Origin of the sequence: Silvanigrella sp., from assembly GCF_044369315.1 — a bacterium.
Classification (GTDB): domain Bacteria; phylum Bdellovibrionota_B; class Oligoflexia; order Silvanigrellales; family Silvanigrellaceae; genus Silvanigrella.
Map to the genome: position 1 here is coordinate 1 of NZ_JBIPMD010000021.1, position 25,508 is coordinate 25,508.

Sequence of the window (25,508 nt, forward strand, 5' to 3'; positions counted from 1 at the left end):
ATTGTAAGCTCAATCGCCCCTTGCTTGAATTCGCTTGTATACCTTCTTTTGGTTAACACCATTTCAACACCTCTTTCCTATAAGTTTTTTTCGGATCTGGGTGTCTACTTTCTTAGGGGAGGATCAACATAATGAAAGTGCTCCTGGTAAAGCTTCTTTCATATTTGCTCCCTCTAAAATAACTCCAACATTTATTCCTTTTTCTTTTTTATGATGGCAATAATTATCAATAATTAAATTTAAACTACTAAAATCATTTTGATTTAAAAAATGAATATTATTTTTTTCTACTAACAAGGAAGTAAGTAAAAAATTACCATGCCTATTTTCATTTTTTATTTCTGGGAGAAATAAAATAGGTTGTATATTATTTTCTATTAATAATTGAGATGCGGTAAGTATATTGTTTGAATATGCTCCTCCCTTAATTATAACTTCTTGATATTTATTTTGTACTAAATAAGGAATTAAAGATAAGTATTTTCTTAATTTGGATCCGCTCGCTCCAAAACCAAGTTCATCATCTCTTTTTACAAAAATGGAATTTAAATTCGAAAATTTTTGTAATTTATGAATTCGGGAGGTTGTTGGGTAATTTGCAAAAGAAAACGAATAAACTTTTTCTTTAAAAGAATTTAGTTTATTTATTTGTAATTGAGATTTCATGAACTTCCTAAAAAATACCTGTTACAATAAGTGAGGCTCCCGGCCTATAAACATTTGTATTATCGGGTAATACCCGATCGTATTCAAATGATGTACTAAATGTACCTATTAACCAGTCTTGTATAAAGTAATTTATAGCTGCTGAGGGAATAAATTTATATTTGCTTTGAATTGGTGAGATAAAAGTATATAAAAAGTCGAAGGTATTGCTAAATTTTAAACTCGTTTTTGAATTAATGGAATAGCTGGCAGAAGGAGTCGCTATGATTTCAAATGTACTTCCTACTGTATCTGATGTATTAAACATGATTTGTTCTTGGCCTTGAAGGCTTAAATCCAATACAAAAAGACTGTATTGTCCTAAACCCATTTGATAATACTGATTGTAAACTAAACCGCTTCTTTGATTCGAAACAGAACGATCGGATACATCTATTTGGATACCTGCATTTAATTCAAGTGATTTATAGATTCCTCCTCCTAAAAAATAAAGATTATCTTGTTTATTATCAACAAAAACGGCCCCACCCGTTTGGTAGATTCGCACGGTATCATGTTCTTTTTTTTCTTCATCTTTCAACCAGCGTCTCGTTTCATAAATGCTTCCTTCTAAAACAAGAGCATCTAATGAGCTATATCCATTTGTTAAATTTTTAATATAAAAGAGTTTTGCGCCTCCTCCTAAAAACCAACCATCGTTATTTGATTCTTTAGAGCTATCGTAGGAGTAAACACCACCTGCGATTGACCTGAAAACGCTTTTATCACTGTATTGACTTGGTAAAGATTGATTTTGTGCAATGGATAAAACATTTGAATCGTATTGAACTCCTAAAGGAACAAATACGCTCCAAGGTTTTTCAATATTTATTCTTTTTAAAAACTCGGCGGCAGATTGTCTTAATGAGGGATCGAGTTCTGTATCCCAAACAGCAGACTGAAACGTATTTTTTGCTAATAACATTTTATTGTTAAAAAAATAGGGCACGCCAACATAATATCCGTATTCATGGTCTACTTTACTACCTTTTGGAATATTTTTATGAGCAAGTAAAAATTCATTTTCAGCATAGGGATAATTTTTTTCTTCAAGATAAATTAGCCCAAGTTGCCAATGAGCCATTGGAAAATTACTATCCATTTTTTTTGCATGATTAAAATATTTTTTTGCATCTTGATTTTGATATAAACCTTTTTTTGCAAAACCTAAATAATATGAAATTCGAATATCTTTATCTATTAAATTTTGAACTGGAGTTAATAAATTTAGCAACTCAAAATATTCTTCATTTTCTGCTAAAATAGCGGCTCTATCTAAAATTTCGGAGAGATTATCAATATTTTTTGTTTCATATCTCGCTTTTAATTCTTCTTGTGTCGTAGTAAAAGCAATAAAATAATCTATTGTCGAGCTATTTGGAGATGACAATGGTTTAATTGAACCGTCTTCATAAATTGTGAATTCAAGACCCGTTCCTAGTTTAATTTTATCTTCTTTAAATTTTTCAGATTCCTTCATAATACGAATATTAGGGATAAGCTGTGCTTCTCCACTAAATACAATAATTTTAGTAAATAATTTATTATTTTCTTTTCCTCTTGTCATAACCACATCTGTTCCACGAGAAACAAGAATTTTTATTTCTTCTGTTTCAATTTCCATTTTGTTCGTAAAGCTTTCCGTATTTTCATCGGTATCATTTCGACTGCCAGAAGCTTTTACTCTTAAACTTCCTAAATTTAATTTAGATCTTCTTAATTGATCATCATCGGTAGGGCTTTGAATGGATAAATTAGAAGAAGGTAACAAAAACCATAATCCTGATTCAGAATCTGAAATTTTTAAAGTATCTAAATTATCTGTTTGAAAAATTCCTTCTTTCCAATTAAAAAATCTTGAAACTGATCCAATATAAAGAATATAATCTCTTTGAATAAGTGTTCCTTTCCCAAAAATAGCAGAAACTTTTTGGCTTGAAAAAGAATCAATCGATTCATTTTTTGGTTTTACATATTCTGTTTCTTTGTTTAAAGACTTAGAATCAAAGCCTTCTTTAGAGCGAATTTCAAATTCATAGGTATATGTTGTTCCTCCATATTCATTAAATGTAATGATATCGAGGATGGGCGCTCTTTCTAAATAATCTGATTCTTTAAGGACAATTGGGCAATAAACTCCAGTACATATTTTTTTATTATTAATTGACCATATTATCTTTGAGTTTTGAGATGAATAATCATCGCCAGGTGATACTTCCAATAATACTTCTTTATCATAAGCAGCTTGAATATTTAAAGGAGGGCCAGAACGTAAAGTAGGAAGCCCTTCTTTTATAAAAGTCTTAGGCAATTGAGCAAATATTTTGTTTTCAAAAAAAGGAAAAATAATAAAACAGAATAGTATATGGATAAAAAATAAAAAATTATTTTGAATTTTCCTCATAAGCTTCCCCAGCAAGGAGACTTAAAATTCTCTTTAATTCGGTAATTGTTCCGTTACTATCCTGAATAAAGTTCTTTTTACGAATGGCAAATATAAGTCTACCATCTGGAGTAATGCGCATGCCCTTTACCTTGCGATTGCAAACATCAAGTATGCGTTTTACAAGTAGTTCACTTGATTCATCATAAGAATCTGGTTGTAATACCCCTTTGCCAAGACGCACTTCTGTAGAATCTTCACCCACAATGAGTGATATTGCTCCCAAGGATAATAACCATCTTCTTATTCGAGCAAGTTCTGATAAGTTTTTCACTTCAACAGGAATCGTACCAAAACGATCTTCGCATTCTGTGATAAGGTTTTGCAATGCGCTTTCTTGACGAGCACCAAAAAAACGACGGTATGTTTTTAAACGTTCTCTTGAATTTTCAACATAATTTTCAGGTATTTGTGCAATAAGAGGAATTTGTATTTCAACTTCAGCATGATTTGTTACTTTATTTCCACCAAGAGTTTTAATGGCATCATCTAACATTTGTAAATATGTTTCTAATCCCACATCGCTTACTTTTCCACTTTGTTCATCACCTAAAATATTTCCTGAACCTCGCATTTCCATGTCATGACTCGCAATAACGAAACCACTACCTAATTCTTGATGTTCCTTTAAAATTTCAAGTCTTTTCATTCCTTCTTGATCATCTTTTGCGTTTTGTGATGTTAAAAAGTAAGCATAACCTCTAGTTGATCTTCTCCCAACGCGTCCTCTTAATTGATAAAGTTGTGCTAAACCAAAATAATCTGCATTTTGTACAATAATTGTATTTACGTTTGGCATATCTATTCCAGATTCAATAATTGTAGTGCATAATAAAATATTAAATTTTCCATCTAAAAATTCGATGATCGTTTTTTCAAGATCTTTTTGGGTCATTTTTCCATGACCTATGCATATTTTAGCGTTAGGAACAATTTTATGTAAATATTCATATACACTATTTAGCTCTTCTACTCGATTATGAACATAAAATACTTGTCCTCCTCTGTTTAATTCAAACTGAATACTTTCAATAATAATAGATTCTTCAAAAGGACAAACAAATGTTTTTGTTGCTAAACGTGATTTTGGTGGGGAGGTAAGTAAACTTAAATCTCTGAGTCCTACCATTGCCATTTGTAGTGTTCTTGGAATGGGTGTTGCTGTCATGGTTAAAACGTCAATACCATAAGAGATCGATTTGATTTTTTCTTTTTGTAAAACACCAAAACGTTGTTCTTCATCAACAATTAATAAACCTAAATCTCTAAAATCGATATCTTTCGATAAAATTCGATGAGTTCCTATTAAAATATCAATTTCACCTTTTTTAAGTTTTTCGAGAATTTTTGAAGCTGAAGTAACAGAGCGATCTAATATACAAATATTTGCAGCAAAATCGGAAAATCGTTCTATTAATGATCTATAATGTTGATGTGCTAATACTGTTGTTGGAACAAGCCAAGCCACTTGTTTTCCATCCAATATACTTCGATAAGCAGCGCGCATAGCAACTTCTGTTTTTCCAAAACCAACATCTCCACATAATAATCTGTCCATTGCTTTAGGTTGATTCATGTCGGACATAATTTCTTTTATGGCGCGCAATTGATCTAAAGTTTCATCAAAAGGAAAGGCGTCTTCAAAAGAAATATAATCTTCATCAATTTTAGAAAAAGCGTGGCCTGGTGTCATCGCTCTTTTTGCTTGATGTTCCATAAGTTCTTTAGCAAGTTTTTCAACATCAATTTTAGCTTTTGCTTTTCTTTTTTCCCAAGAAGTGCCTTTTAAGCTATCTAATGAAGTTCCTTCTGAAGAGCCAATATATTTTTGAATTAAATTTAATTTATGAACAGGCACATATATTTTATCGTTTTCAGCATATTCTAAAGCAAGGAAATCGCCTGTGATATCAAGAATTTTAATGGTCATTAATCCACGAAAACGTGCAATACCATGTTGAACGTGGACAACAAGATCTCCCTCTATAAAATCAGAATATTGCGCTGTTAAAAATGCCTCCGAATTTTCTTTAGAGCTTTGTTTTGAATCGATTTCGGTAAAACTTTCAAATTTTTCGGCGCTAGCGACTCCTCGTATCCAATTTTCAGATATGGCCAAAGTTCTTGATTGAGGTAAATAAAAACCTTCTTTTGAATTGAGTAAACAGCAATGAATTTTGTTTGTTACTTTATTCCCTGATAAATTATGTGATAAAATATCTTTTATTTTAAATTTTGGAATGTTAATTTGATTTTCGGATTCGTTGTTAATATTAAAATATTTTGACGATATTCCTATAAATTCTAAAAAACTATCATTTGTATTAGCTAGAATTAAAATATTTTCAATTTTATTTTCTAAAAGAAAGTGATTTAGCTTTTCAATTCTATTAGAAAGTTTTTGTTTTTCAATTTGTTTTAAAACTTCTGATATGTCTTTAGGGAAAGAATATCTTGACTTAATAGAATTTGCTATTGTTAAGTATTGTTTTGCTTTTATAATATTAGGAAAAACAGATTCTATTTTTCCTACAGGGTAATTTTTTCCAAAAGCAGCGGTGTATGAATTTTCATATAATTTTTCTATTTCATGAACAGATTTTAAAAAGTGATCTTCTTCACCAATAAAACATATAGAAAGGTTTATATTATTTTTTATAGAAATTTCATTTATATATTCATGAAATGATTGAAAATGATCTTGAGAAAACATATAGAATATATCATCAATACCAGCAAAAGGAACATTGGCTTTTAAGTCTTCAAGTAAATTAGAGCGGCTTACTCCCATCACTTTTTGATGTAAAATTGCGCTATTAAATTTTTCAACAGCAAATTCTAGCTGACTTTTATATGGCCATACAAATTCTCTAGAAGGTAAAATTGTTACTTTATTTAATGTTTCAAAAGATCTTTGATCAGAAGCTCGAAACGATCTTATTTTATCTACCGCATCACCAAATATCTCAATACGTGATGGCGTTTTTTCTCCTGGAGTCCAAAAATCAACAATAGAACCTCTGACACAAAATTCACCAACTTCTTCCACTCTTTGAACTTGCAAATAAGCGAGTTGAGACAATTGTTCAATAAGGAGATCGGGATCGAGATCGTCACCAACTCTAATTTCATATTTATTTTTTTGAATCCATTCTATAGTTGGAAAATTTCTTGCGAAACCAGCAATGCTACATATGATTACTCTAGGAAAATGGGACGATAATAAAAAAGAAGCTTCTACTCTTTTGGCAATAATTTTTCGAGCAGATTCAAATCGAAAAACACCAGCTTGAAAGAAACCTGGAATATAAAGAATATCTTTTGAAGTTAAGTATTCATCGGAAGCGTTTTTAATAAATTCTTCAAATTCTTGAGCTTCAGCTTCTGTATTCGTGATAATAATTTTTGTTAACTTAGGATTTTCAATCAGTGTAGCAATTGTTTCTATCAGACTAGATTCAACCGAAAATAGATTCATAAAGTAAAGTTTCCTAATTTTGAATAATAAAAATTTTCACCAATTAAATTCAGAGCCTTGCTGACGGTCGTTCAATAAAGAAACAGCTTCTAGAATAGGTATATCTTCATATAAAACTTTATAGGCCGTATTTATAATTGAAGTTTCAATTCCAAGTTTCATACTGAGTTCATTAGCGCTATTTGTTGTTGCGATTCCTTCTACAACTTGAGCCATACTTTTTAAAATATTTTCTTTACTTTCACCTTTTGCCATTCTTAAACCAAATTGTCTATTTCGAGATAAATCACCTGTGCATGTTAAAATAAGATCGCCAACTCCGCTTAAACCTAAAAATGTCATAGGATTTGCACCTAACTTTACACCAATGCGAGCAATTTCGGCGAGGCCTCTTGTTATCACGGCAGCTCGTGCATTATTTCCTAATTTTAGACCATCAACAGCACCTGCTACCATTGCAATTACATTTTTTAAGGCACCAGAAATTTCTACTCCTATGATATCCTTGGAGTCATAAATTCGAAAATGAGGACGATGCAATAAATTGGAAGCTATATTTAAAAGTTCTTCGTCTTTTGAGGCAACAACAACACAAGTTGGCAAGCCTTCAAGCATTTCTTTTGCAAAACTAGGTCCGCTTAAAGATCCAATGGAAGCATTTTCTTGCCAAATATTTTCTAAAATTTGGGATGGTAACAAAAGAGTTTTTTGTTCTATCCCTTTAGCGGCTGAAATGATGTTTATTTTTTTTGTTTCTTTATTTTTAATTTGTTCTGTTTTTTCCCAATGCCGATACATCCATTCGCTCACATTTCGTAAACTTTGACAAGGGATAGCTAAAATTATTAATTTATAATCACTAAATTTTGAATTAAATTTATCGAATGTTTCCATTTCACAATGTTTAAGAGTATTATGACGCTTAAGGGATTCGAATGGATCCGCTTCTCTTGCAATGATTTTTACTTGATTAGAAGGACTATGAATGCAAGCGGCGATTGCTGTTCCAAAGGCACCAGCTCCTATTACGAGGGTCTTATTTTTATTTGTTAAGGCCATAGTAAGTATACTCCTTTAAGTTTCTTCACTGTTTTCAAGTACCTTTATTTTATAATTTAGTGAAGGTTTCTTTATTAGATTCTTTAAATGAAATGCCTGCTTTACTTGATGTCGTTCTTTCTGGCTTTCCCTTTTTCTTCTGAAAGGTTAAGCTAGGCATAGTCCCCTTAATTAAAGAAGAGGTTTAAATAAATGCCAGATTTTCAAGAAACATCTTACGCATCCCAAAAATTTGTAGAATTGCTGAATAACAAAGTTTTTGGACAAAGTGAAATTATTGAGCATATTGTCATTGCTGTGATCTGTAATGAGCACGCTCTTTTGACTGGCGCTCCTGGTGTGGCAAAAACGACTTTGGTTCGAAATATAGCTTCCGCTTTGGGTAATAAGTACAAAAGAATTCAATTTACTCCCGATTTAACCCCTTTTGATATTTTAGGTGGAGATACAATTCAATTCGATGAAAAAGATCCAAACTTAAAAAAAATCGTTTTTACTCCTGGCCCTATTTTTTCCCCATTTATTTTAGCGGACGAAATTAATAGAGCATCTCCTAGAACACAATCCGCTCTTTTAGAGGCAATGCAAGAGCGCCAAGTTAGTATAGGTGGTGTTTCGAGAGCGTTACCATCTCCCTTTTACGTATTTGCTACTCAAAACCCAATAGAGAACGAAGGAACATTTCCTTTACCGGAAGCACAACTCGATCGATTTTTATTGAATTTAGAAATTCCTTATCCTGATTTTGATTCTGAAATCAAAGTGGCATGTTTGCCAAAAAAGATAGAAGACTTAGCAGCAGCTCCTTTTGCAAAAACATTATTAAACTCCAGAGAAACTGTCGAAAATGTTTCTATTAGCAAAGAGCTATTAAGTGGAGTTGTTCGTATTGTACGCAATACAAGACCACAGGAATCAAAATTAAATGTAGCTAAAGATTATCTCGATTTTGGCGCTAGTCCAAGAGCAACTCAAGCTTTGCTAATAGCAAGTAAGGCAATTGCTTTAATACGTGGAAAAACAGAGGTTCAATTTGAACATATTGCTGAAATCGCACCTGCCGTATTAAGGCATAGATGTATTTTAAATTTTAGATCTCTTTCTGAAAAAAGAAGCTCTTCAAATATTATCAATCAAATTGTTCAAGAAACAATACTATAAATAAGAGAAAATATGTTATGAAAAAAGAAAAAGACATGGAAAAATACACTATTTTTCTTGATGCCTCTGGAACTATTTTGCAAAGTTCTTCATCAAATGCAATTGGAGTTCAAGTCTGTCCCGATGCTAAAGAAATATTAGCAGCTTTAAAATTAAGAAAAATTAGTGGATTTCCTATTAAGACGGGCATAATTACAAATTGGGGAAATCGTATTAATGGAATGTTAAGAGCTTTAAATATAGATAACTGTTTTGATGTCGTTATAAGTTCGGACACCGTTGAAAAAGGAAAACCCGATTCTAGCGTTTTTCATCATGCCTGTTTACTTGTTGGAATAGAAAAACAAAATGCAATTCATATTGGTGATTCTTTACATGATGATGCCTTAGGTGCTCAAGAAGCAGGATTACATGGATTTTGGATACGGAGAAGTAATTATTTACCAGAAGAGTCTAAGTATTTAAAATACCCCATTTTTAATGACTTGAACCAAGTTTTGAAATTTATAGAAGAGACAATCATAAAAAAATAAGTCTTTAAGACTTTTAGAAAAAAATAGAGTTAAAAAAACATTAGTCCGGAAAATTATTTTTTAGAGAATACAAACAAAAAATAAGTGAATTTTTAAACATATCTCCTTCTGTGTATGAAAAAATATCAATATTTTTTTTAGTCTCCATTAAATTTTCGTCAAGCAATAAATTAATTAAAGTTATTTTTTGAATTAAATATTTTTTTTGAAGATTTAAATTATTATACTCTGTTTCGTTAGAAGATCTGTTGATGAGATCTTCTATTTGACTGATTTTATTATTTAATTTGTATTTAGTTGTATCATATAACTCTTTTAAATCAATAGATTCCTTTCTGCTTTTAAAATCATTAATGATATCTGAGTATTTTAAACATTTTTTATTAAAATCTGTTAATTTATTTTTAAAATTATTTTCCGATTTTTGTTTTTCTAAATTCATATTATTTCCTAATTAATTTTATAGATTTGATGAAAATTAAAATATCATATTTTTGATTTTTAAAATTCTTTCTTATTTTAATTGTATGATGAGAAATTAAAAAATGAATAGGCATCATTTAAGCCTATAATATTCAGTGTAAAATAGGATTAAAAATTTATCAACATTTTAGATAAATTTTATTGAATTTATAATAAAATGTTTAAATTATGTTCTTTTTAACAATATTAATTATTTATCTTGAGCTTAACAAAGTGTTTTTTTCTATGTAAATAATATCATTACTTTCTACCGTATGTCTTATATCTGGTATAATTTTATTATCCCAATAAATTTTTAATTTTCCTGATTTAGCATCATGAGGGATTTTTATAGAAACAATATCTAAGTTATCGTATTTTTTACTTTTTGTTTTTGAATAAGAATATGATGTTTTAGAGGGTTTTTTTGCACCATTAAAGTAAATATATCTATGTGAAATATTATAACCAATTAAGGTAATTGTGTCGTTAACGTTTGCTTTTGGTGGTATTTTTTCGATCCAAGTATTTAATGCCTTATGTCTCCATCCTGCCGTAAATTTATTTTTAGGAGAATCCAATTGTTTCCATAAACCGTTTTCGCAGTCACCTCTATTCGTTAATTTATAAATAGATACTCCAGTCTCTTTGCCTGTTGCAGAGTTTACACAAGATCCATTATCAGCCCTTTTTTTACAAACCCAGGAAGCAGATTGAATGGCAATGCATTTATCAGGATCAAGAACAGCAAGTGCATGTCCAGGAAATGCAAGGATATCTCCTGGACGTGGCTTAAATAGATTTCCATTTTTCTTTAAAGGAACAAAATTCTTTAATTCTGAATTTGATTTTCTTTGGGCAAAACTGTGGCTTAATATAGGAGCTCTTTTTGTTTTAGAATTAAAAGGTAAATTCATTTTTTCAGAATATAAATGCCAAAGGAATCTCGTGCAATCAACTCCATTTCTTCTCATAAAATCATATTTATTTTTTGAGTCTAAGTATTTGTCATTCCAATTTTTAGAAATACCATTCCAAGCATAAGGAATTTTTTTTTCGCTTAATTCCTCTTTTGTTTCTTTAGAGTAATTTAAAAACGATCTGACTTGTGATGAAGCATTTGATGAATATAATTTTTTCCAATCTACTTCAACGCGTGTCGGATCTACATAGTTTTGATTATAGCTGTTATATTTTCTATGTGAATATTTAGTAGATGTGCATCCTGCTACAAAAAAATAAAAAAAACAGAATGTTGGAAGTATAATATGTTTAAACATGGTCACTTTCCTTGTTGTCATTCCAAACATTATGAATATATACCTTCTTTAAGAGTTTTTTGTATGTAAATTCATGCAAATTTTACCTATCTACGAATAAATGATACGAAATTAGATTTATTTTAAATTTATTTTTTAGATAAAACTCTAAAGAGAAATATAGAATTCCTATTTTTTTGGAGTACCTTGTTTATGATGAAAAATGTCACACCAGAAAAACCAGAAAGTTTTGGACAGTATATTGCAATACATATGAAAAACTTTAGAAGAGAATATGGCTTAAGCCAAGAGCAGCTTTCTGAAAGATCTGGAGTTCCAAGAAGTACCATTGCAAGTTTGGAAAGAGGGGAAGGAAACCCTACTTTACAAGTATTAGTTGGTATTTCCCAAGGTCTCGGTGTAGAAATGTCTGCATTATTGCAAAAACCTACTCCAACAGCAACATTATATAAAAAAGAAGAAGCTGTAAAAATTCCAAAAAAACTGATATATTCCGATGAAAATTTGGTTAAATTTATCCATGTTCTTCAATTAACTCCTGAAAATTCAAGATATTTAATCTTACAAGAATATACTTTAAATGAAAATGAACGATTTCCTGGATCACCGCATAGCCCAGGAACAGAAGAATATTTCTTTTGTTTTTCAGGATCATTTGAAATTATGGTCGAAAGTGAATTTTTTACGATTAATGAAGGAGATTTATTGTGTTTTGATGGGCACCAAAGACATGCTTATGCTTGTCGAAAAGGATTTAAAACTTCAAAAGGTTTAAGTATTGTTGTCCAGGTTCCAAAATTTTAAATATTTAATCAAGATAAGAATCTTTATAAATGCTTACAATTGTTTTGTGGCTTGAGAGGATTTTTATTTTATCTAATGACTCAACCGTTTTTTCTAAACTTGGATTTCCGGTACCCCAATATATTTTTAATTTTCCACTTTTTGCATCTTGTGGAACTTTTAAAGAAACAATCTGATTTGAATTATTTGTGTTATGATTTACCTTCCCTTTTTTCCATAAAGTGGCTTTCACCGGAGTTTTGCTTCCAGGAAAATAGATATATTTACCAGCTAAATTTTTTCCCTTCAAAAGTATTTGCGATTTTGCTTCTGCTTCAGAGGGCATACTTGTGATCCAAGTATCAAATGCTTTATGTCTCCAACCAATGGTAAAATTTAATTTATCACTATCCATTCCCTTCCAAACACCATTTTTACAAAAGCGTTCGCTGGCTAAATGATAGATAGAAACACCTGCGGATTTTCCGTAATCAGATTCGACACAAAATCCATTTTTCATTTCTTTGCAAAGCCAAATACTAGATTGAATGGCAATACAATTTTTAGGATCTAAAACTGCAATGGTATGGCCAGGAAAAGCCAAAATATCTCCCGTTTGAGGTTTAAATCCATGTTTTGTTTTGGGAATTTGAATAAAGTTTTTAAGCTGATTTTGGTTGTTGTGTAGCGTGAACGTACTGCTAATAATGGGTTCATTTTTTTCTTTAGAATTATAAGGGAGATCTAACATATTCACAAAAAGATAACGGAGAAGGCGTGTGCAATCAACCCCATATTTTCTCATATAAGTAAATTTATCACTAGAAGTGTTGTAACCACTTTCCCAGCGATTATTTATTTTATTAGAGGGATAAGGAATTCCACCATAAAGAAGTCTTTGATAAACAGTGTGTGATGATTTCACAAACTGTTTTGCCAATGGCGATGGGTTTGTTTCAATTAAATGATCCCAGCCAACTTCTGTCGAAGTTGGATCGGTTTTTTTGGGATCTGAAGCGTATGAATTTATTGTAATAGCATGGAATAACAGAGCAAAAAGAAATTTAATTTTCATCTATGTAATTTGAAAAGGCAAAACTCCTTTTTGCCGTAATTCATGCCTTTCTTTAAAATGAGCCTTTATGGAGTCAAAAACTCTAGATCCCATAGCTTGGCGTGTTTCGTGAGTTGCACTGCCAATATGAGGAAGTATAAATATATTTTTTGCTGTTTTGAGGTGCTCAGACAAAACAGGTTCATGGCAAAAGACATCCAGTCCAGCACCAGATAGGTGGTTATTATTTAAAGCATCTGCCAGACTAGGTTCATCAATAAGTTCCCCTCTGGCTGTATTAATAATAACTCCTCCTTGTTTTATCTTTGAAATTCGCTCTCGATTCAACCAGTTTTTTGATTGTTCGGTTAGGGGACAGTTCAAAGAAATGATATCGGAAACATTGAAAAAGTCGTTTTCAGAAAGGCGATCAATTTCGTTAAAAGAGCTTTTGTCTATTGATTCCCAATTGTTAGCTTTTAAAGCAACGCATTTTAGGCCAAAGGCTTTCGCTCTATTTGCTAAAGCTTTGCCAATTTCACCATAACCGACAATACCTAATGTTTTATTTTGCAATCCGCTTCCTAAGAGATAATCTGGAGCCCATCCAGGATATTTAGATGTATTTTTTACAATAGTATACCCTTCCGCCACCCTTCTTGTTACACATAATATAAGAGTAAATGCGATATCTGCAGTTGCCTCGGCAAGAACTCCTGGAGAGTTTGTTACTCTAAATCCAAGTTTTTTAGCATAATCAATATCTATGTGATTAAATCCAACTCCAAAGTTTCCAATATGAGTTACATTAGGTAAATATTCTTTTATCGTATCTAATTCTTTTTGCCGAAGGTTATCGGTTATGCAGGTAACAAAAGTATAAATGTGATCAACATTATGGGTGCTTGCAAATATTTGGATTTTTTGAGTTATCGATTTTTCAGAGGCCTCTGGAAGGGTAAAACCTAATATACCGTCTTTAGTTAAAGGAATTCCTGGAAAGATTCTGGTCCCTAAAAAGTGGAATGTTTTTTCTACCGTTAAATTCATTGTTGTTTTCCCTAAATATAATGTCTTCTAATTGAGCGTAACGTATATCTTCTTCTGTGATGGGAGAGTTGATTTCTATATCATAGTACTCAATTTTATGAGAACTTAATTCTATATCTTCTAATACAAGTTCAAAATCTTCCATAATGAATTGCTCCTGTTTTTGTTCTGTTAAGGTCTATTTTTATTATCTAAGGAATTTTTTTGTGGAATTAGGCAAAATTGTTCTTACGAAACATTTTTGCCTAACCTGTAGGTATTTTTTTTCTAGGATACTTGATCAACGGGAGTGTTTGCATTCTCATCTTTTTGGGAATCAAAATAATCTATAATTTCTGTGCTATATTCTTTATTTTCGGTTTCACATAACCTGCATGCAACAAATGTAACATCATCTTCCAGTGGTTCTCCTTGAGTAAATTCAATTAAATCCATATTTATCATTTTAATAATTTCGGAAGTATCATTATTTTGTAAGCTTTTTAATTTTTTAATTAATCTTCTGTCAGAATATTCCCTTTTTCCAGTATTTTTAGCTTCTGTTAATCCATCACTATACAAAAATAAAATATTATTAATTTTAAAATCTATTGAATGTATTTTAAATAAATTTACTTTTCTGTGACTTATAGGGCTTAAATAACCTAATCTTTTTCCGTTACCTAAAAGAGTAATAGGAGAAGTTGTATTTGAATTTTGATCAATAACAAAAGGAAAGTTTTGTGCTGCATTTGAATAAGTGAGTTTTTGTTTGATAGGGTCTATAATAGCAACGAACATGGTCATCATTCGCTCATCACCGCCAATGCTTCTAACAACAACATCTAGTTCTTCGAGAATTTTTGAGGTATCTAAACTTTTTCGAGCATAAATAGAATCACAATATCCTTTAACGGCTGCCGTTAACATGGCACTTGGAGTTCCATGACCTGTTACGTCACCTAACATAATCATTATTCTTTTTTCACTTAAAGGATAAAAATGCCACCAGTCTCCTCCACACTCAGATGCAGATTGAAAAAAACCAGAAAGTTCGAAAAAACCAACTCTTAAATTTTTTGCTTTAGGAATAAATGATTTTTGTATGATTTTGGTTGTTTCTAATTCATTAGCCATTCTTTGTTGTTCTTTTTCGTCTTTAATAAGTTGGATAATTTGTCTAACCATAAAATTAAAATTAATTTTTAAACTTTCAATCTCATCATTGCCAAAATATCCCTTTTTTAGAGGTGTTTGTATAAAATTATTTTTAGCAATTTCAATACTTGCTTTTTCCAATTCCTTTATTGGATTAATAATAACTTTTCTAATCACTAAAAAGCTTGTTAAAATAATAACAAGTCCTAATAAAGTAGAAAGAATAACAGATTTATAAAATATTTCATTATTTGCTATCGCAATATGATGAGTGGAATACACCATAATTAAATATCCCACTTTAACATTTAATAAATTTGATTTTTTTGTATTTTTAAAAAATAAGGGGTATGCTAAAGTAAAAGTTTCATTTTTATCATCTTTAATTTGGAGTATTATAGTATTTTTATTATTAAATTCCATTTTAAATAACTTATCTTTATTTTCATTGCTTATAAAATCTTCTAAATTTAAATTTAATAGCTCTTTTTTTGATCCTTTTTCTACATAAGAAATAGAATAACCTGTTTCAGAAAAAAGAGAGACAGAAATTACATTTGGGTTTTTCATCATTTGATTTAATGTAGAATTAATTGTTTTAAAATCTATTTCCCAAAGAGCATTTTCCATTATGGGTAATGCAGAAGTAAATGCAGAAATATTATTTTTCTTTTCATAATTTTCCATGTCATTTCTGTTATCTTTGATATCTAAAAAAGTACTTACTCCCATTACGATAAAAATAATTAAAATAAGAGACAAAGCTATTTTAATAGTAAGAGGAAATCTTATATTTTGTAATTTCTCTTTATTAAACATAGAACCCTTAATTTGTTTAAATTAAAAAACTCTTATGTTTAGTCGGTTTGAAAAGAATCTACTTTAGGTAGGATAATAAATGCAAAATGGCTTCAATTCTTAGTTCTGCTTGAGGAACAGAATTTCCAAAACAATAAATGCCATGATTTTCAATATGAAAAGCACATATAGGTAATTTTTGCTGATGTTTAAAAAAATAATATTCGATTAAATGGGAAAGTTTTTCCATATTTTGATCATTTTTAATGACAGGTAAAAAATAATCCTCTAAATGAGTTTTGAAACCTAATGCTTTTAAAACTTCATGTCCTTTTATTTTATAATAGCCACAAGTTAAATATTCGCTTTCATTTTTATCCTGTTTCAAAATTTCGCAATTTAATAATGAAATGGATTCTAATTCGGGCGCATGACAATGAATCACAGAATGGGCTTCGTTAAAATTACGATAAATCATTGCATGCAATAATGTTTCATCACTTGGCTTTGGAGAAATAGGGTGCAATGGTTTTCCAAACAAATTTGCTCGAATAAAATGAGTTGGATTTAAATTTCTTTTATGAATGCCTGATTTTGTAATCAAAAAAGCATTCTCTTTTTTTGCTCGAATGCTAAAATTACTACTTGTCGCAGGAATGGCATTTCTATTATCTAGTCTTTTAGCAACAGTACAAATTTTATTTAATTCATTTAACTCAAAAAGTGAAATTGGAAAAAAAGTAGAGTCTTTTATGATTTTTTTATAGGTTCTCATATTTTATCAAGCTCTTCTCTAAATTTTTCAATGCTTTTTTGAATTCCTTCGGGACTAGAAAAAATTCCTGTACCAGCATTTAAAACAAAATCTTTGCCAAAATCTTTTTTAGCTAAAGGAGCATGTTCAGGTTTTATTCCAGCGCTTGGAACGGGCATCATAGGTTGAATGGGCCAATTTTCATTTTTAATGAGACAACATTTTGCAATTTCTAGTGCAATAGATTTTTCAAGACCAAGTTTTCCATAAGGACTTGGGAATAGGCTTAAATCAGCTCCTGCTGCGCGAATAAATTGAGCTAAAGTAACACGAGGATGAATTGTTGAATTTTCCTCTGTTAATCCAAAAGCACCAACTAAACTAGGGTGAGATAATATGGGAATATTTGTTACCTTACGAATTTCTTGTAAACATTCTATTCCTGATGTCCAGGTATTGATTAAAAAGGACTGTGCACCCGCATCTATAAGTCTTTTAGCATGTTCAATGTATTTAGTACCTTCAATTTGCAAATGAACAGCATAAATAGATTTTATATTTCTTTTTGCAGATTCATTCGCAATGATTTCTACTCTTTTTATAGCTTCTAAAGGAGAATTATCATGACGAATTTCATCGTCTTTTAAAATATGAGTCCCTGCTTCCGATGCCTCAAAAAATAACTGAGATATTTTTTCAGCACTCATCGCAACATTTGGCTTTAATATTCCCATAAGTAAAGGGCTATCTTTTTTTGCTCCAACAAGAGATCGAAGGGAATGTGGAGAGTGTTTTGGACCTATTAAATTTTCTTGATCAAAACAATCTGGAGAAAACCAAACAGAATTTAATTGAACACCATCATAAAAACTCATTTTTCCAAATAAAATTGCAAATAACCACGATAATTTCCGATGCCAAATATTTACAGGAAAAGCAACGGTGGCTTCGTGAAAATTTTCATTCGATTCGCAAGCAATAATTTTTGCAATTTTTGTTTTTAAAAGGCTCGGTTCAACATGCTGTTCTTCCCATACACCTATAGACTGACCTATTGCAATTTCTTCGATTAAGCTTGCAGGATACTTTTTAGCGTTAATTCGAAACTTTGCAAAAGCATGCGCTTCTTGAGTAAGGGGAGAAAGTAATTCTTTATTTTTAATAAATGAAACCATTTCATTTTCCTTAAATTTAAAGAAACAAATTATTTTTGTTTCTTTAATAAAAATTCTTTAATATAAAACTCACCATCTGAATTTTTCGGAATGACTCCTAATTCAGTAACAATACCCGTAATTAATTTAGCGGGTGTGATATCAAAAGAAGGGTTCCAAACATCAATTCCTTTTGCGGCAATTTGAATGCCATTGATATGAGTTAATTCATGTTTTGGGCGTTCTTCAATATGAATTTCGGATCCATTATTTTTTGTGCAATCAATCGATGTTATTGGTGCTGCAACATAAAAAGGAACATTGTGATAAGCGGCTGCTATGGCAAGTTGATATGTACCAATTTTATTTGCGGTATCTCCATTGGCAACAACACGATCTGCACCCACAACAACGCCATCAATTCCTTTTTCTTTCATTAAAAAGGAAACCATAGAGTCGGTAATTAAGGTCGAAGGAATATTTTCGTACACAAGTTCAAAAGCGGTTAATCGCGCCCCTTGGTTATAAGGACGAGTTTCGGTTGCATATGCATGCTCTAGCTTATTACTGGAATGAAGAGAACGAATAATTCCTAAAGCGGTTCCATATCCCGATGTTGCTAAGGAACCTGTATTGCAGTGGGTTAATATTTTTATTTTTTTATTTAAAGGAAAACATTCTGAGCCAAAATGACCTATCGCTTTATTGTCTGAAATATCTTTTTCTAATAAGTTTTCTGCGTTTTCAATAAAAATTTGTTTTAATTTTTTGGGATCTATTTCTTTTTCTTTATTGATTTCATTTTCTATAAGAGATTTCATTTGATCGGACATTTTAAATAAATTAACAGCAGTTGGTCTGCTTGTGCATAAATAATCTAGTTTATCAAAAATGTATTTTTTTAATCCCGCAACAGAATATTTATCTTCTAAATGATAAAGTTCACATGCAAGTGAAAGTGCAGCTGTAATAGCAATTGCGGGAGCACCACGAACTTTCATTTGCTGAATAGCTTGCCATCCTTGTTCTGCTGACAGGCAATCTTCATAAACAAAGGACTCCGGCAAAAGTAACTGATTTAATATTTCAAGTTTATTATTTTTATATTTAATAGCTTCTAAATTTGGTTTCATAAGTTCCTCATTCCTAAAATAAAAATAGATAAATATTTCTATTTATCTATTTCCAATATTTTCCAAAAAGTAAATCAAGATTTCTTTTTGTTTCTTGAGGAATTAAACTCAAATTTGTCATAATCGAATTTTTTGCTGCTTGAAAAATAGGATTACTTGTTTCTTTTGGCAAAAATTTATGAATTGCTTTCGCAATTTTTTTGGAAGCTTCAACATTTTTATTTAATACTGCTATCACAGCTTCTACCGTAACGGCTTCTGTTTCTTCTCTCCAGCAATCATAATCCGTAACAAAAGCTAAAGTTGCATATGCGATTTCTGCTTCACGAGCTAAAATAGCTTCAGGCATTGCAGTCATACCGATAATCATTGCTTCTTCACGTTTAAAACTATGACTTTCTGCACGGGAGCTAAATCGTGGACCTTCAATACAAACAAGTGCACCACCGAAATGTGTTGTTACCTTTTCTTGTTCGCATGCTTTTGCAATATAGGATTGAAGTTCTGGGCAAAATGGATCTGCAAAACTTACGTGGCCAACAACTCCATTTCCAAAAAAAGTACGTTGTCTTTGACCCGTTGTTTTATCAATAATTTGAGTAGGAATTACCGCTGTTCCAGGAGCCGTTTTTTCTTGAAGTCCCCCAACAGCACTTACGCTAACAATATGTGTCACTCCAAGTTTTTTTAAAGCATAAATATTTGCCCTATAATTTACTTCAGATGGTAAAAAACGATGGCCTTTGCCATGTCTTGGTAAAAAGGCAATAGGTTTTCCATCAATCGTACCCGTTGTAATTTTATCGGAAGGACAGCCAAAGGGAGTTGCGATTTCAATTTCTTCAACATTTTCAATTCCAGGAAGATCATAAAGCCCACTTCCTCCAATAAAAGCCAAAAATGTTTTTTTCATTTCTTTCATGATAACTCCTTTATTTTAAAATGTCAGAGAGAGTTTCTGCAAAAGCAATGTCCATAGCAGTCACTCCCCAGGTTGGTTGATGCGTACATACTTCTACTTTAATTTGATTGAAGTTTTCAAGAACAAAATGAGAGTGGTGATCCGATGTTTCTTGTAAATCACAAATAACTTGAATGGCCTGAATGGCTTCATCATAATTTTTAAATTGAACAATCGTTTCAATATAAGGTCCTTTTTCATTTTTATTTGTTGCCCAAAGTATTGCTCTGTTACCTTTGCATTTTGATGAAATTCTTTTATTTAATATTTTAACTTCTTCCTCAATGTCTTTTATTAAATTACGTGAGGAGCTTTTAATATATTTAGTTCCCTCTGTTTCAATAATAAGTTCTTCTTTGGTATCATTTTTGAACTTTTCATTACTAAGAATAAGTTCATTAATATAGGAATGATTTTGAATATTTTTAAAATATTTAAATGCTTTTGTATTTGATTTTGGAAGAATAATTTTAGTATTAAATTCATTTGCAACCAAATAATAACAAATAAAAGGGGCAAAACAAATATCAACTGCATTTATGGTATTTCCACCAAAAAATGGTGAGTTTATTTTTTCAAGTAAAGATTCTAATTTTTCAAAAATCATAGGAAGTTTTTGAAGTGATTTTCTAAACTTCATTTCGCTTCCATTTGCATAAAAGCACCCGAGTAAGCATGGGATGATTTCATTTGAAATTCTTTCAATTAAAACTTTATTTTTTGCAATTTCTTCATTGCTGTTTCCAAATAAATTTGGTGTATCTGTATTTAAATTGTTTAAATATTCTACAATAATCATACTTTCAGCAAAACCGTCGTTTCCTTTTATTTGTAAGGTAGGAACGGTGCGGTTTGGATTTATTTCTATAAAATCTTTTGGTGGATTTTTTAAATCTATTTCTTCAATTTCAATGAATGAATTAGGAATTTTTTTTTCATGAAGAGCTAATTTTACACGGTAACAGAAAGGGCAAAAAGGAATAGAATAAATTTTCATATAAAGACCTCGTCCTATTTAAATTAAAAGAATTTAAAGCGATCAAAATGGCGCTGGCTCCAAAAATAGGAGTATTTCAAACTTATAGCCTAGAAAAAAATTTCCTCCAATTCTTTCCAAATTTTATCCGAACACTATTTAAGCACTTTCTTAAGGATGAGAAAAAATATGCTTATTAAAACCATTGATTATTTGCTGACTTATATAGGGGTTTTTTTAGGAGCGATTGTTCAAGCTGTTTTTCTAATGCTGCCAATCGATTTTAAAAACTGGGAAGACGACTCTTTGTATGTTTTAACCTACGTTGCTTTTCAAGGGGCTGCTGCCGCCTTTATATTTATTTTAGTCCCCTTTTTGTTAGAAATTCGTTCTCTTCAAGTAAATACTCTTGTCGCTCTTCTTATTGGGATTTGTATTCTTGCTGCTATCAGGGCAACCCGTATCATTCCTCTTGAGTTCACCTTTCCTATGAAAGAAAAAGTAATTCCAGCCAAGCCTATTCTTTTTAACGAGTTTTATGACGCAAACCGTTACTCCATTTTGGCCGATTTTTCTTTTGAGTTTGCAGATGGTGAATTGCGTTATAATGAATTTAAAGAGAGATTAATGAGAACTCGTGCAGAGGATAACGAGAGTATTCTCGAAGAACTCATAAGTAATGAAAACGATATGTTTAACTAATCTTTTTCTTTAAAAACAAATTCTTGTGATTCCAAAATAGATGTTCTAAAATGATGCGAATTGTATTTTAAAAATTTGCAATGTCTTTCTAAAAGATCATTGCATTTTGTTTGGAATGTTTGTATCTATGCCCTTCACAGGAGCACGAACCTCTTTACAAGTTGTTCTAACTGTGCTTATCCTACACATGATTTTTTTTGTTTGTTTTTTTATTTATGTTGCCTACACTGGAGGATTATACCGTGGCAAAGGAAAAATTTGAGCGCTCCAAGCCTCATATGAATATCGGTACCATTGGTCACGTTGACCACGGTAAGACCACTCTTACAGCTGCTATTTCTGCTGTTCTTTCTACACGTCAAGGTAAAGTTGCTACTAAATTCGACGAAATCGACAAAGCGCCAGAAGAAAAAGCTCGTGGTATTACCATTAATGCTTCCCATATTGAGTATGAAACAACGAATCGTCACTATGCACACGTTGACTGTCCTGGTCACGCGGACTACGTAAAAAATATGATTACGGGTGCTGCGCAAATGGACGGAGCAATCCTTGTTTGTGCTGCTACTGATGGTCCAATGCCTCAAACTCGCGAGCACATTTTGCTTGCTCGTCAGGTTAACGTTCCATACATCGTTGTATTCTTGAACAAATGCGACATTGCTGACCCTGAATTAACAGATCTTGTTGAAATGGAAATTCGTGAACTTTTAACTAAGTACAGTTTCCCTGGCGACGACACTCCTGTAATTCGCGGTGCTGCTCTTGGCGCACTTCAAAATCCAGCAGATGAAAAAGCTTCAAAATGCATTGTTGAGCTAATGGACGCTGTTGACTCTTTCATTCAAGAGCCACCACGCCCAGTTGATAAACCTTTCCTTATGCCAATTGAAGATGTTTTCTCAATTTCCGGCCGTGGTACAGTTTGTACTGGTCGTATTGAACAAGGTATCTGTAAAGTTGGTGAAGAGCTTGAAATCGTTGGTATCAAGCCAACAACGAAAACTATCTGTACTGGTGTTGAAATGTTCCGTAAGGTTCTCGACCAAGGTCAAGCTGGTGATAACGTTGGTGTTCTTCTTCGCGGTACAAAACGTGAAGACGTTGAACGCGGACAAGTTCTTTCTAAGCCAGGCTCTATCAAACCTTTCAAGAAATTTACTGCTCAAATCTACGTTCTTAATAAGGACGAAGGTGGACGCCATAAACCTTTCTTCAAAGGCTACCGCCCACAATTTTACTTCCGTACAACTGACGTGACTGGTGTAGTTGATCTACCAGCTAACGTTGAAATGGTTGTTCCTGGTGATAACGTTGAAATCACTGTTGAACTCATTACTCCAGTTGCGATGGAACCAGGTTTACGCTTTGCGATCCGTGAAGGCGGCCGTACAGTTGGTTCTGGAGCTGTTGGTAAATGCATCGAGTAATTTAAATTTCGAGTTAAATCGAAATAAACGGTTATAAAAAAAACCTGAAAGTTTAACTTTCAGGTTTTTTTTTATCTTTTTTGTGACCAATAAAATACTTCAATTTTTTGATCGTTCGGTAACCTTTTTCAATTCGGCATCGATTGCAATAAGCTTCAAATTTATAAAGGTCTGAAAGAGCTTGTTCATGAATTGAATTCTCAGGAACGTTTTTACTTCTATAAAAATGAATTAAAATATAATAAAAAATGTTATATATTCCATAAATTCGATTTTCGAGGCTTTGTAAGGCTTCTTGTCTTTTAGATTCTTTATTTTTCTTTTCATGATCTTCTTTTATTTTTAAACAGTAATAATGCATATCGGAAATATAAACATATAAATTTTCAACGACAGTCCATAGTTCAAGCCAAGGTAAATTGGAGTCTTTTATTTGATTAAAATTTTTCACATAAATTTTTGCATTCACAAGCAATTGATCTATTTTTTTTAATTCATCATATCTTCTAGCAAATATTCCAATATGACTATATTGATTCCAATGCAGACTCGACTTTTCAATTTCATCATAAAGATATTGAAGATAAATTTTTCTTTCCTCTAAACTTAAAGATAAGTCTGGATTTAATTGAATACTTGCATTTATAATAGAAGCATTTTTAATGAAATCTGATTGATTAAATTTAATGGGACTTAAATCTTTTTGAAAGTTTTTTATTTTATCATAATCAAATTTATAATCACTTTTGTTCCCTTTTATATCACATATAATATTGTCTTTATTTAACGTTAATATTCCAAATGAAAAATCATTAGGTTCTGCTGAACAATATAAAGTATTTTGTCTTTTATTGACATGTGCGGGTTTTTTTGAGGAGCAATTCCCAACTATAATTTGGTAAGAATTTGCACTTTCAATTAAAACTTGATTGCTATGTTCATGCGCTGCAATAAATAAATGAAACTTTAAATTTGGATTTGAATTTTTTTGAAAGTTTTCATTAATATAATTATGTAGGCCAATTACATCTGGTTCAGATCCATGATGCCCATTTGTTACTAGAGGGTGGTGGGAAACCAATATTTTCCATTTTGCTTTTGAATTTGTTACTTTATTTTTTAGCCACTCTTGTTGTTTTTCGTGAAATAAAATGGTGTTTGAGTCAATACAAAAAAGCTCAAAAATATGATTTGTATCTTTAATAGAATAATAAAATCCTGGCATATACCAATTTTTTGATTTTGTAGAGTATTGCACTTGAGCTTGTGGGCTTGATCTATTTTTTCGAAATAAGAATAAATTTTTTAAGCCACCTAAAAAAAATTCTCCGTAATCATGGTTTCCTAAAATAGGGAAAAAAAACTGGTTTCTAAAATTTTCAGCATATGGCTTTTCAAAACAGGTTTTGAAAAGAGGGGATTCTATATTTTCTACACCTGAGTCATAAAAATTATCACCATTAAGAAGAAAAAAATCAGGAATTATTTGATATTTATTCAAGTAATTTCGTATGACATCACTATGTTTTTCATTTCCTTTGCCATGGCAGCTAAAAAAAACAATTTGATATTTATCTTTATTGTGAAAATTAGAATTTAAAGAAGCATTTATTGCATTATATGGGTAAATAATTTCAATGCCATCACCGAGTTTTTTATGAATCATTCCTGTTGCCTTTAATAAAATAAATTTAATGAATATTTAATCTAATATTAATAAAGTCATGGTAAATATATTCTGACTTTTATTTTATCTTATGTGTAAATTAAGATTAATCAACATATTAAAATAATTTATTGAGAAGTTATTTTGCATTTTAATTAACTTATTAAGTTAATTAAATAATAAATTATAAATTAGATTCCAAAGGGTTTATTAGAGAAAAATATTATAACATATTATTATTAAATAAATTTTAATGAGAAGAATTCGCAATCAAATTAGAACTATGTTAAAAGGCGTATCAGTAACTTATCTGTGGGTGTTTTTTGTTAATAAACAATTTAGGGGGAATCCTTATGAAGAGTCCGTTTTTATTTAAGAGCAAACAGACTTTAGTTAAGTTAGCAGCAACGGCAGCCTGTATTACGGGTTTGTTTACTTCCACATCTGTTTTCGCAACGACCCCTCCTGCTCAACTAAAAACACAAGTGCCCGGATATTTTCGCATGCCTTTAGGAGACTTTGAAATTACAGCTTTATATGATGGTTATATTAAACTGGATCATAATCAGTTATTAAAAAACGTAACAGCCCCAAATTTAAAAAAACTATTAGGAAAAATGTTTATTTCAAATCCCGATGTGCAAACTTCTATTAGTGCTTATCTTATAAATACAGGAACAAATCTAATATGCCAGTTAAGAGTTGAGAATGTGTTTTTAGAAAAAGAATATGTACTTAAAAAGGCATGCAGAAAATCTTCCGAAAACATGGACAAGCAAGCCCTTTGTT

Annotated in this window: 20 protein-coding genes and 1 pseudogene; 6 read left to right on the forward strand and 15 right to left on the reverse strand. The window is 31.1% G+C overall.

Translation table 11 applies throughout. From position 1 onward, the window contains the following. Positions 1–123: 123 nt before the first annotated feature. From ACIQ56_RS03485 to ACIQ56_RS03500, 4 genes are read right to left on the reverse strand one after another with little or no spacing between them, the layout of a single operon-like run. Entirely contained in the window at positions 124–666 is a 543-nt protein-coding gene (locus ACIQ56_RS03485; protein ID WP_397599688.1) for a hypothetical protein, read from the reverse strand. A gap of 7 nt (positions 667–673) precedes the next feature. After that, the gene (locus ACIQ56_RS03490) at positions 674–3,109 is read right to left on the reverse strand and encodes a hypothetical protein (RefSeq protein WP_397599689.1); all 2,436 of its coding nucleotides are present in this window, start codon (positions 3,107–3,109) and stop codon (positions 674–676) included. Next, positions 3,090–6,626 carry a transcription-repair coupling factor gene (gene mfd, locus ACIQ56_RS03495; RefSeq protein ID WP_397599690.1) on the reverse strand — a complete coding sequence of 1,179 codons (3,537 nt, stop codon included), beginning with the start codon at positions 6,624–6,626 and terminating at the stop codon, positions 3,090–3,092. The genes ACIQ56_RS03490 and mfd overlap by 20 nt, the downstream gene beginning before the upstream one ends. A gap of 36 nt (positions 6,627–6,662) precedes the next feature. After that, positions 6,663–7,685: an NAD(P)H-dependent glycerol-3-phosphate dehydrogenase gene (locus ACIQ56_RS03500; protein ID WP_397599691.1), complete on the reverse strand. Its 1,023-nt coding sequence runs from the start codon at positions 7,683–7,685 to the stop codon at positions 6,663–6,665. Between the two features lie 192 nt (positions 7,686–7,877). On the opposite strand from ACIQ56_RS03500, the gene ACIQ56_RS03505 reads away from it, so the two are divergent. Both ACIQ56_RS03505 and ACIQ56_RS03510 read left to right on the forward strand, forming a co-directional pair. Further along, entirely contained in the window at positions 7,878–8,846 is a 969-nt protein-coding gene (locus ACIQ56_RS03505) for an AAA family ATPase (protein ID WP_397599692.1), read from the forward strand. A gap of 17 nt (positions 8,847–8,863) precedes the next feature. After that, the gene (locus tag ACIQ56_RS03510; protein ID WP_397599693.1) at positions 8,864–9,379 is read left to right on the forward strand and encodes an HAD family hydrolase; all 516 of its coding nucleotides are present in this window, start codon (positions 8,864–8,866) and stop codon (positions 9,377–9,379) included. A gap of 40 nt (positions 9,380–9,419) precedes the next feature. Here ACIQ56_RS03510 and ACIQ56_RS03515 read toward each other — a convergent pair whose 3' ends face one another. Both ACIQ56_RS03515 and ACIQ56_RS03520 read right to left on the reverse strand, forming a co-directional pair. Then, entirely contained in the window at positions 9,420–9,821 is a 402-nt protein-coding gene (locus ACIQ56_RS03515) for a hypothetical protein (RefSeq protein ID WP_397599694.1), read from the reverse strand. Between the two features lie 235 nt (positions 9,822–10,056). Next, complete coding sequence (locus ACIQ56_RS03520; protein WP_397599695.1) at positions 10,057–11,121, reverse strand: hypothetical protein; 1,065 nt, start codon at positions 11,119–11,121, stop codon at positions 10,057–10,059. A 192-nt stretch (positions 11,122–11,313) separates the two neighbouring features. Here ACIQ56_RS03520 and ACIQ56_RS03525 point away from each other — a divergent pair, with 192 nt between their 5' ends. Next, entirely contained in the window at positions 11,314–11,925 is a 612-nt protein-coding gene (locus ACIQ56_RS03525) for a helix-turn-helix domain-containing protein (RefSeq protein WP_397599696.1), read from the forward strand. 4 nt (positions 11,926–11,929) lie between these two features. On the opposite strand, the gene ACIQ56_RS03530 is transcribed toward ACIQ56_RS03525, so the two are convergent. The 8 genes from ACIQ56_RS03530 to ACIQ56_RS03565 form a co-directional block, all read right to left on the reverse strand. Further along, entirely contained in the window at positions 11,930–12,979 is a 1,050-nt protein-coding gene (locus ACIQ56_RS03530) for a hypothetical protein (RefSeq protein WP_397599697.1), read from the reverse strand. Then, positions 12,980–14,008: an NAD(P)-dependent oxidoreductase gene (locus ACIQ56_RS03535; RefSeq protein ID WP_397599698.1), complete on the reverse strand. Its 1,029-nt coding sequence runs from the start codon at positions 14,006–14,008 to the stop codon at positions 12,980–12,982. 267 nt (positions 14,009–14,275) lie between these two features. Beyond that, entirely contained in the window at positions 14,276–15,964 is a 1,689-nt protein-coding gene (locus ACIQ56_RS03540; protein ID WP_397599699.1) for a SpoIIE family protein phosphatase, read from the reverse strand. A 58-nt stretch (positions 15,965–16,022) separates the two neighbouring features. After that, positions 16,023–16,718, reverse strand: a complete 696-nt coding sequence (locus tag ACIQ56_RS03545; RefSeq protein WP_397599700.1) for a class II aldolase/adducin family protein — start codon at positions 16,716–16,718, stop codon at positions 16,023–16,025. After that, positions 16,715–17,872 (reverse strand): RuBisCO large subunit C-terminal-like domain-containing protein, encoded by a 1,158-nt coding sequence (locus ACIQ56_RS03550; RefSeq protein WP_397599701.1) that lies wholly within the window; start codon positions 17,870–17,872, stop codon positions 16,715–16,717. The genes ACIQ56_RS03545 and ACIQ56_RS03550 overlap by 4 nt, the downstream gene beginning before the upstream one ends. Positions 17,873–17,901: 29 nt before the next feature. Then, the gene (mtnA, locus tag ACIQ56_RS03555) at positions 17,902–18,984 is read right to left on the reverse strand and encodes an S-methyl-5-thioribose-1-phosphate isomerase (protein ID WP_397599702.1); all 1,083 of its coding nucleotides are present in this window, start codon (positions 18,982–18,984) and stop codon (positions 17,902–17,904) included. Positions 18,985–19,030: 46 nt separating this feature from the next. Further along, a complete protein-coding gene (mtnP, locus tag ACIQ56_RS03560; protein ID WP_397599707.1) occupies positions 19,031–19,897 on the reverse strand; it encodes an S-methyl-5'-thioadenosine phosphorylase in 867 nt (288 codons plus the stop codon). A gap of 19 nt (positions 19,898–19,916) precedes the next feature. Continuing rightward, positions 19,917–20,942, reverse strand: a complete 1,026-nt coding sequence (locus tag ACIQ56_RS03565; RefSeq protein ID WP_397599703.1) for a glutathione S-transferase N-terminal domain-containing protein — start codon at positions 20,940–20,942, stop codon at positions 19,917–19,919. A 168-nt stretch (positions 20,943–21,110) separates the two neighbouring features. On the opposite strand from ACIQ56_RS03565, the gene ACIQ56_RS03570 reads away from it, so the two are divergent. After that, positions 21,111–21,623, forward strand: coding sequence for a hypothetical protein (locus tag ACIQ56_RS03570; RefSeq protein WP_397599704.1), 513 nt, complete (start codon positions 21,111–21,113; stop codon positions 21,621–21,623). A gap of 242 nt (positions 21,624–21,865) precedes the next feature. Further along, on the forward strand, positions 21,866–23,053 hold the full coding sequence (gene tuf, locus ACIQ56_RS03575) for an elongation factor Tu (RefSeq protein WP_397599705.1): 1,188 nt from the start codon (positions 21,866–21,868) through the stop codon (positions 23,051–23,053). A 52-nt stretch (positions 23,054–23,105) separates the two neighbouring features. On the opposite strand, the gene ACIQ56_RS03580 is transcribed toward tuf, so the two are convergent. Then, complete coding sequence (locus tag ACIQ56_RS03580) at positions 23,106–24,719, reverse strand: metallophosphoesterase (RefSeq protein WP_397599706.1); 1,614 nt, start codon at positions 24,717–24,719, stop codon at positions 23,106–23,108. A 353-nt stretch (positions 24,720–25,072) separates the two neighbouring features. Between ACIQ56_RS03580 and ACIQ56_RS03585 the strand changes: the two are divergent. Continuing rightward, positions 25,073–25,508, forward strand: a pseudogene (locus ACIQ56_RS03585) (hypothetical protein); the annotation flags it as partial.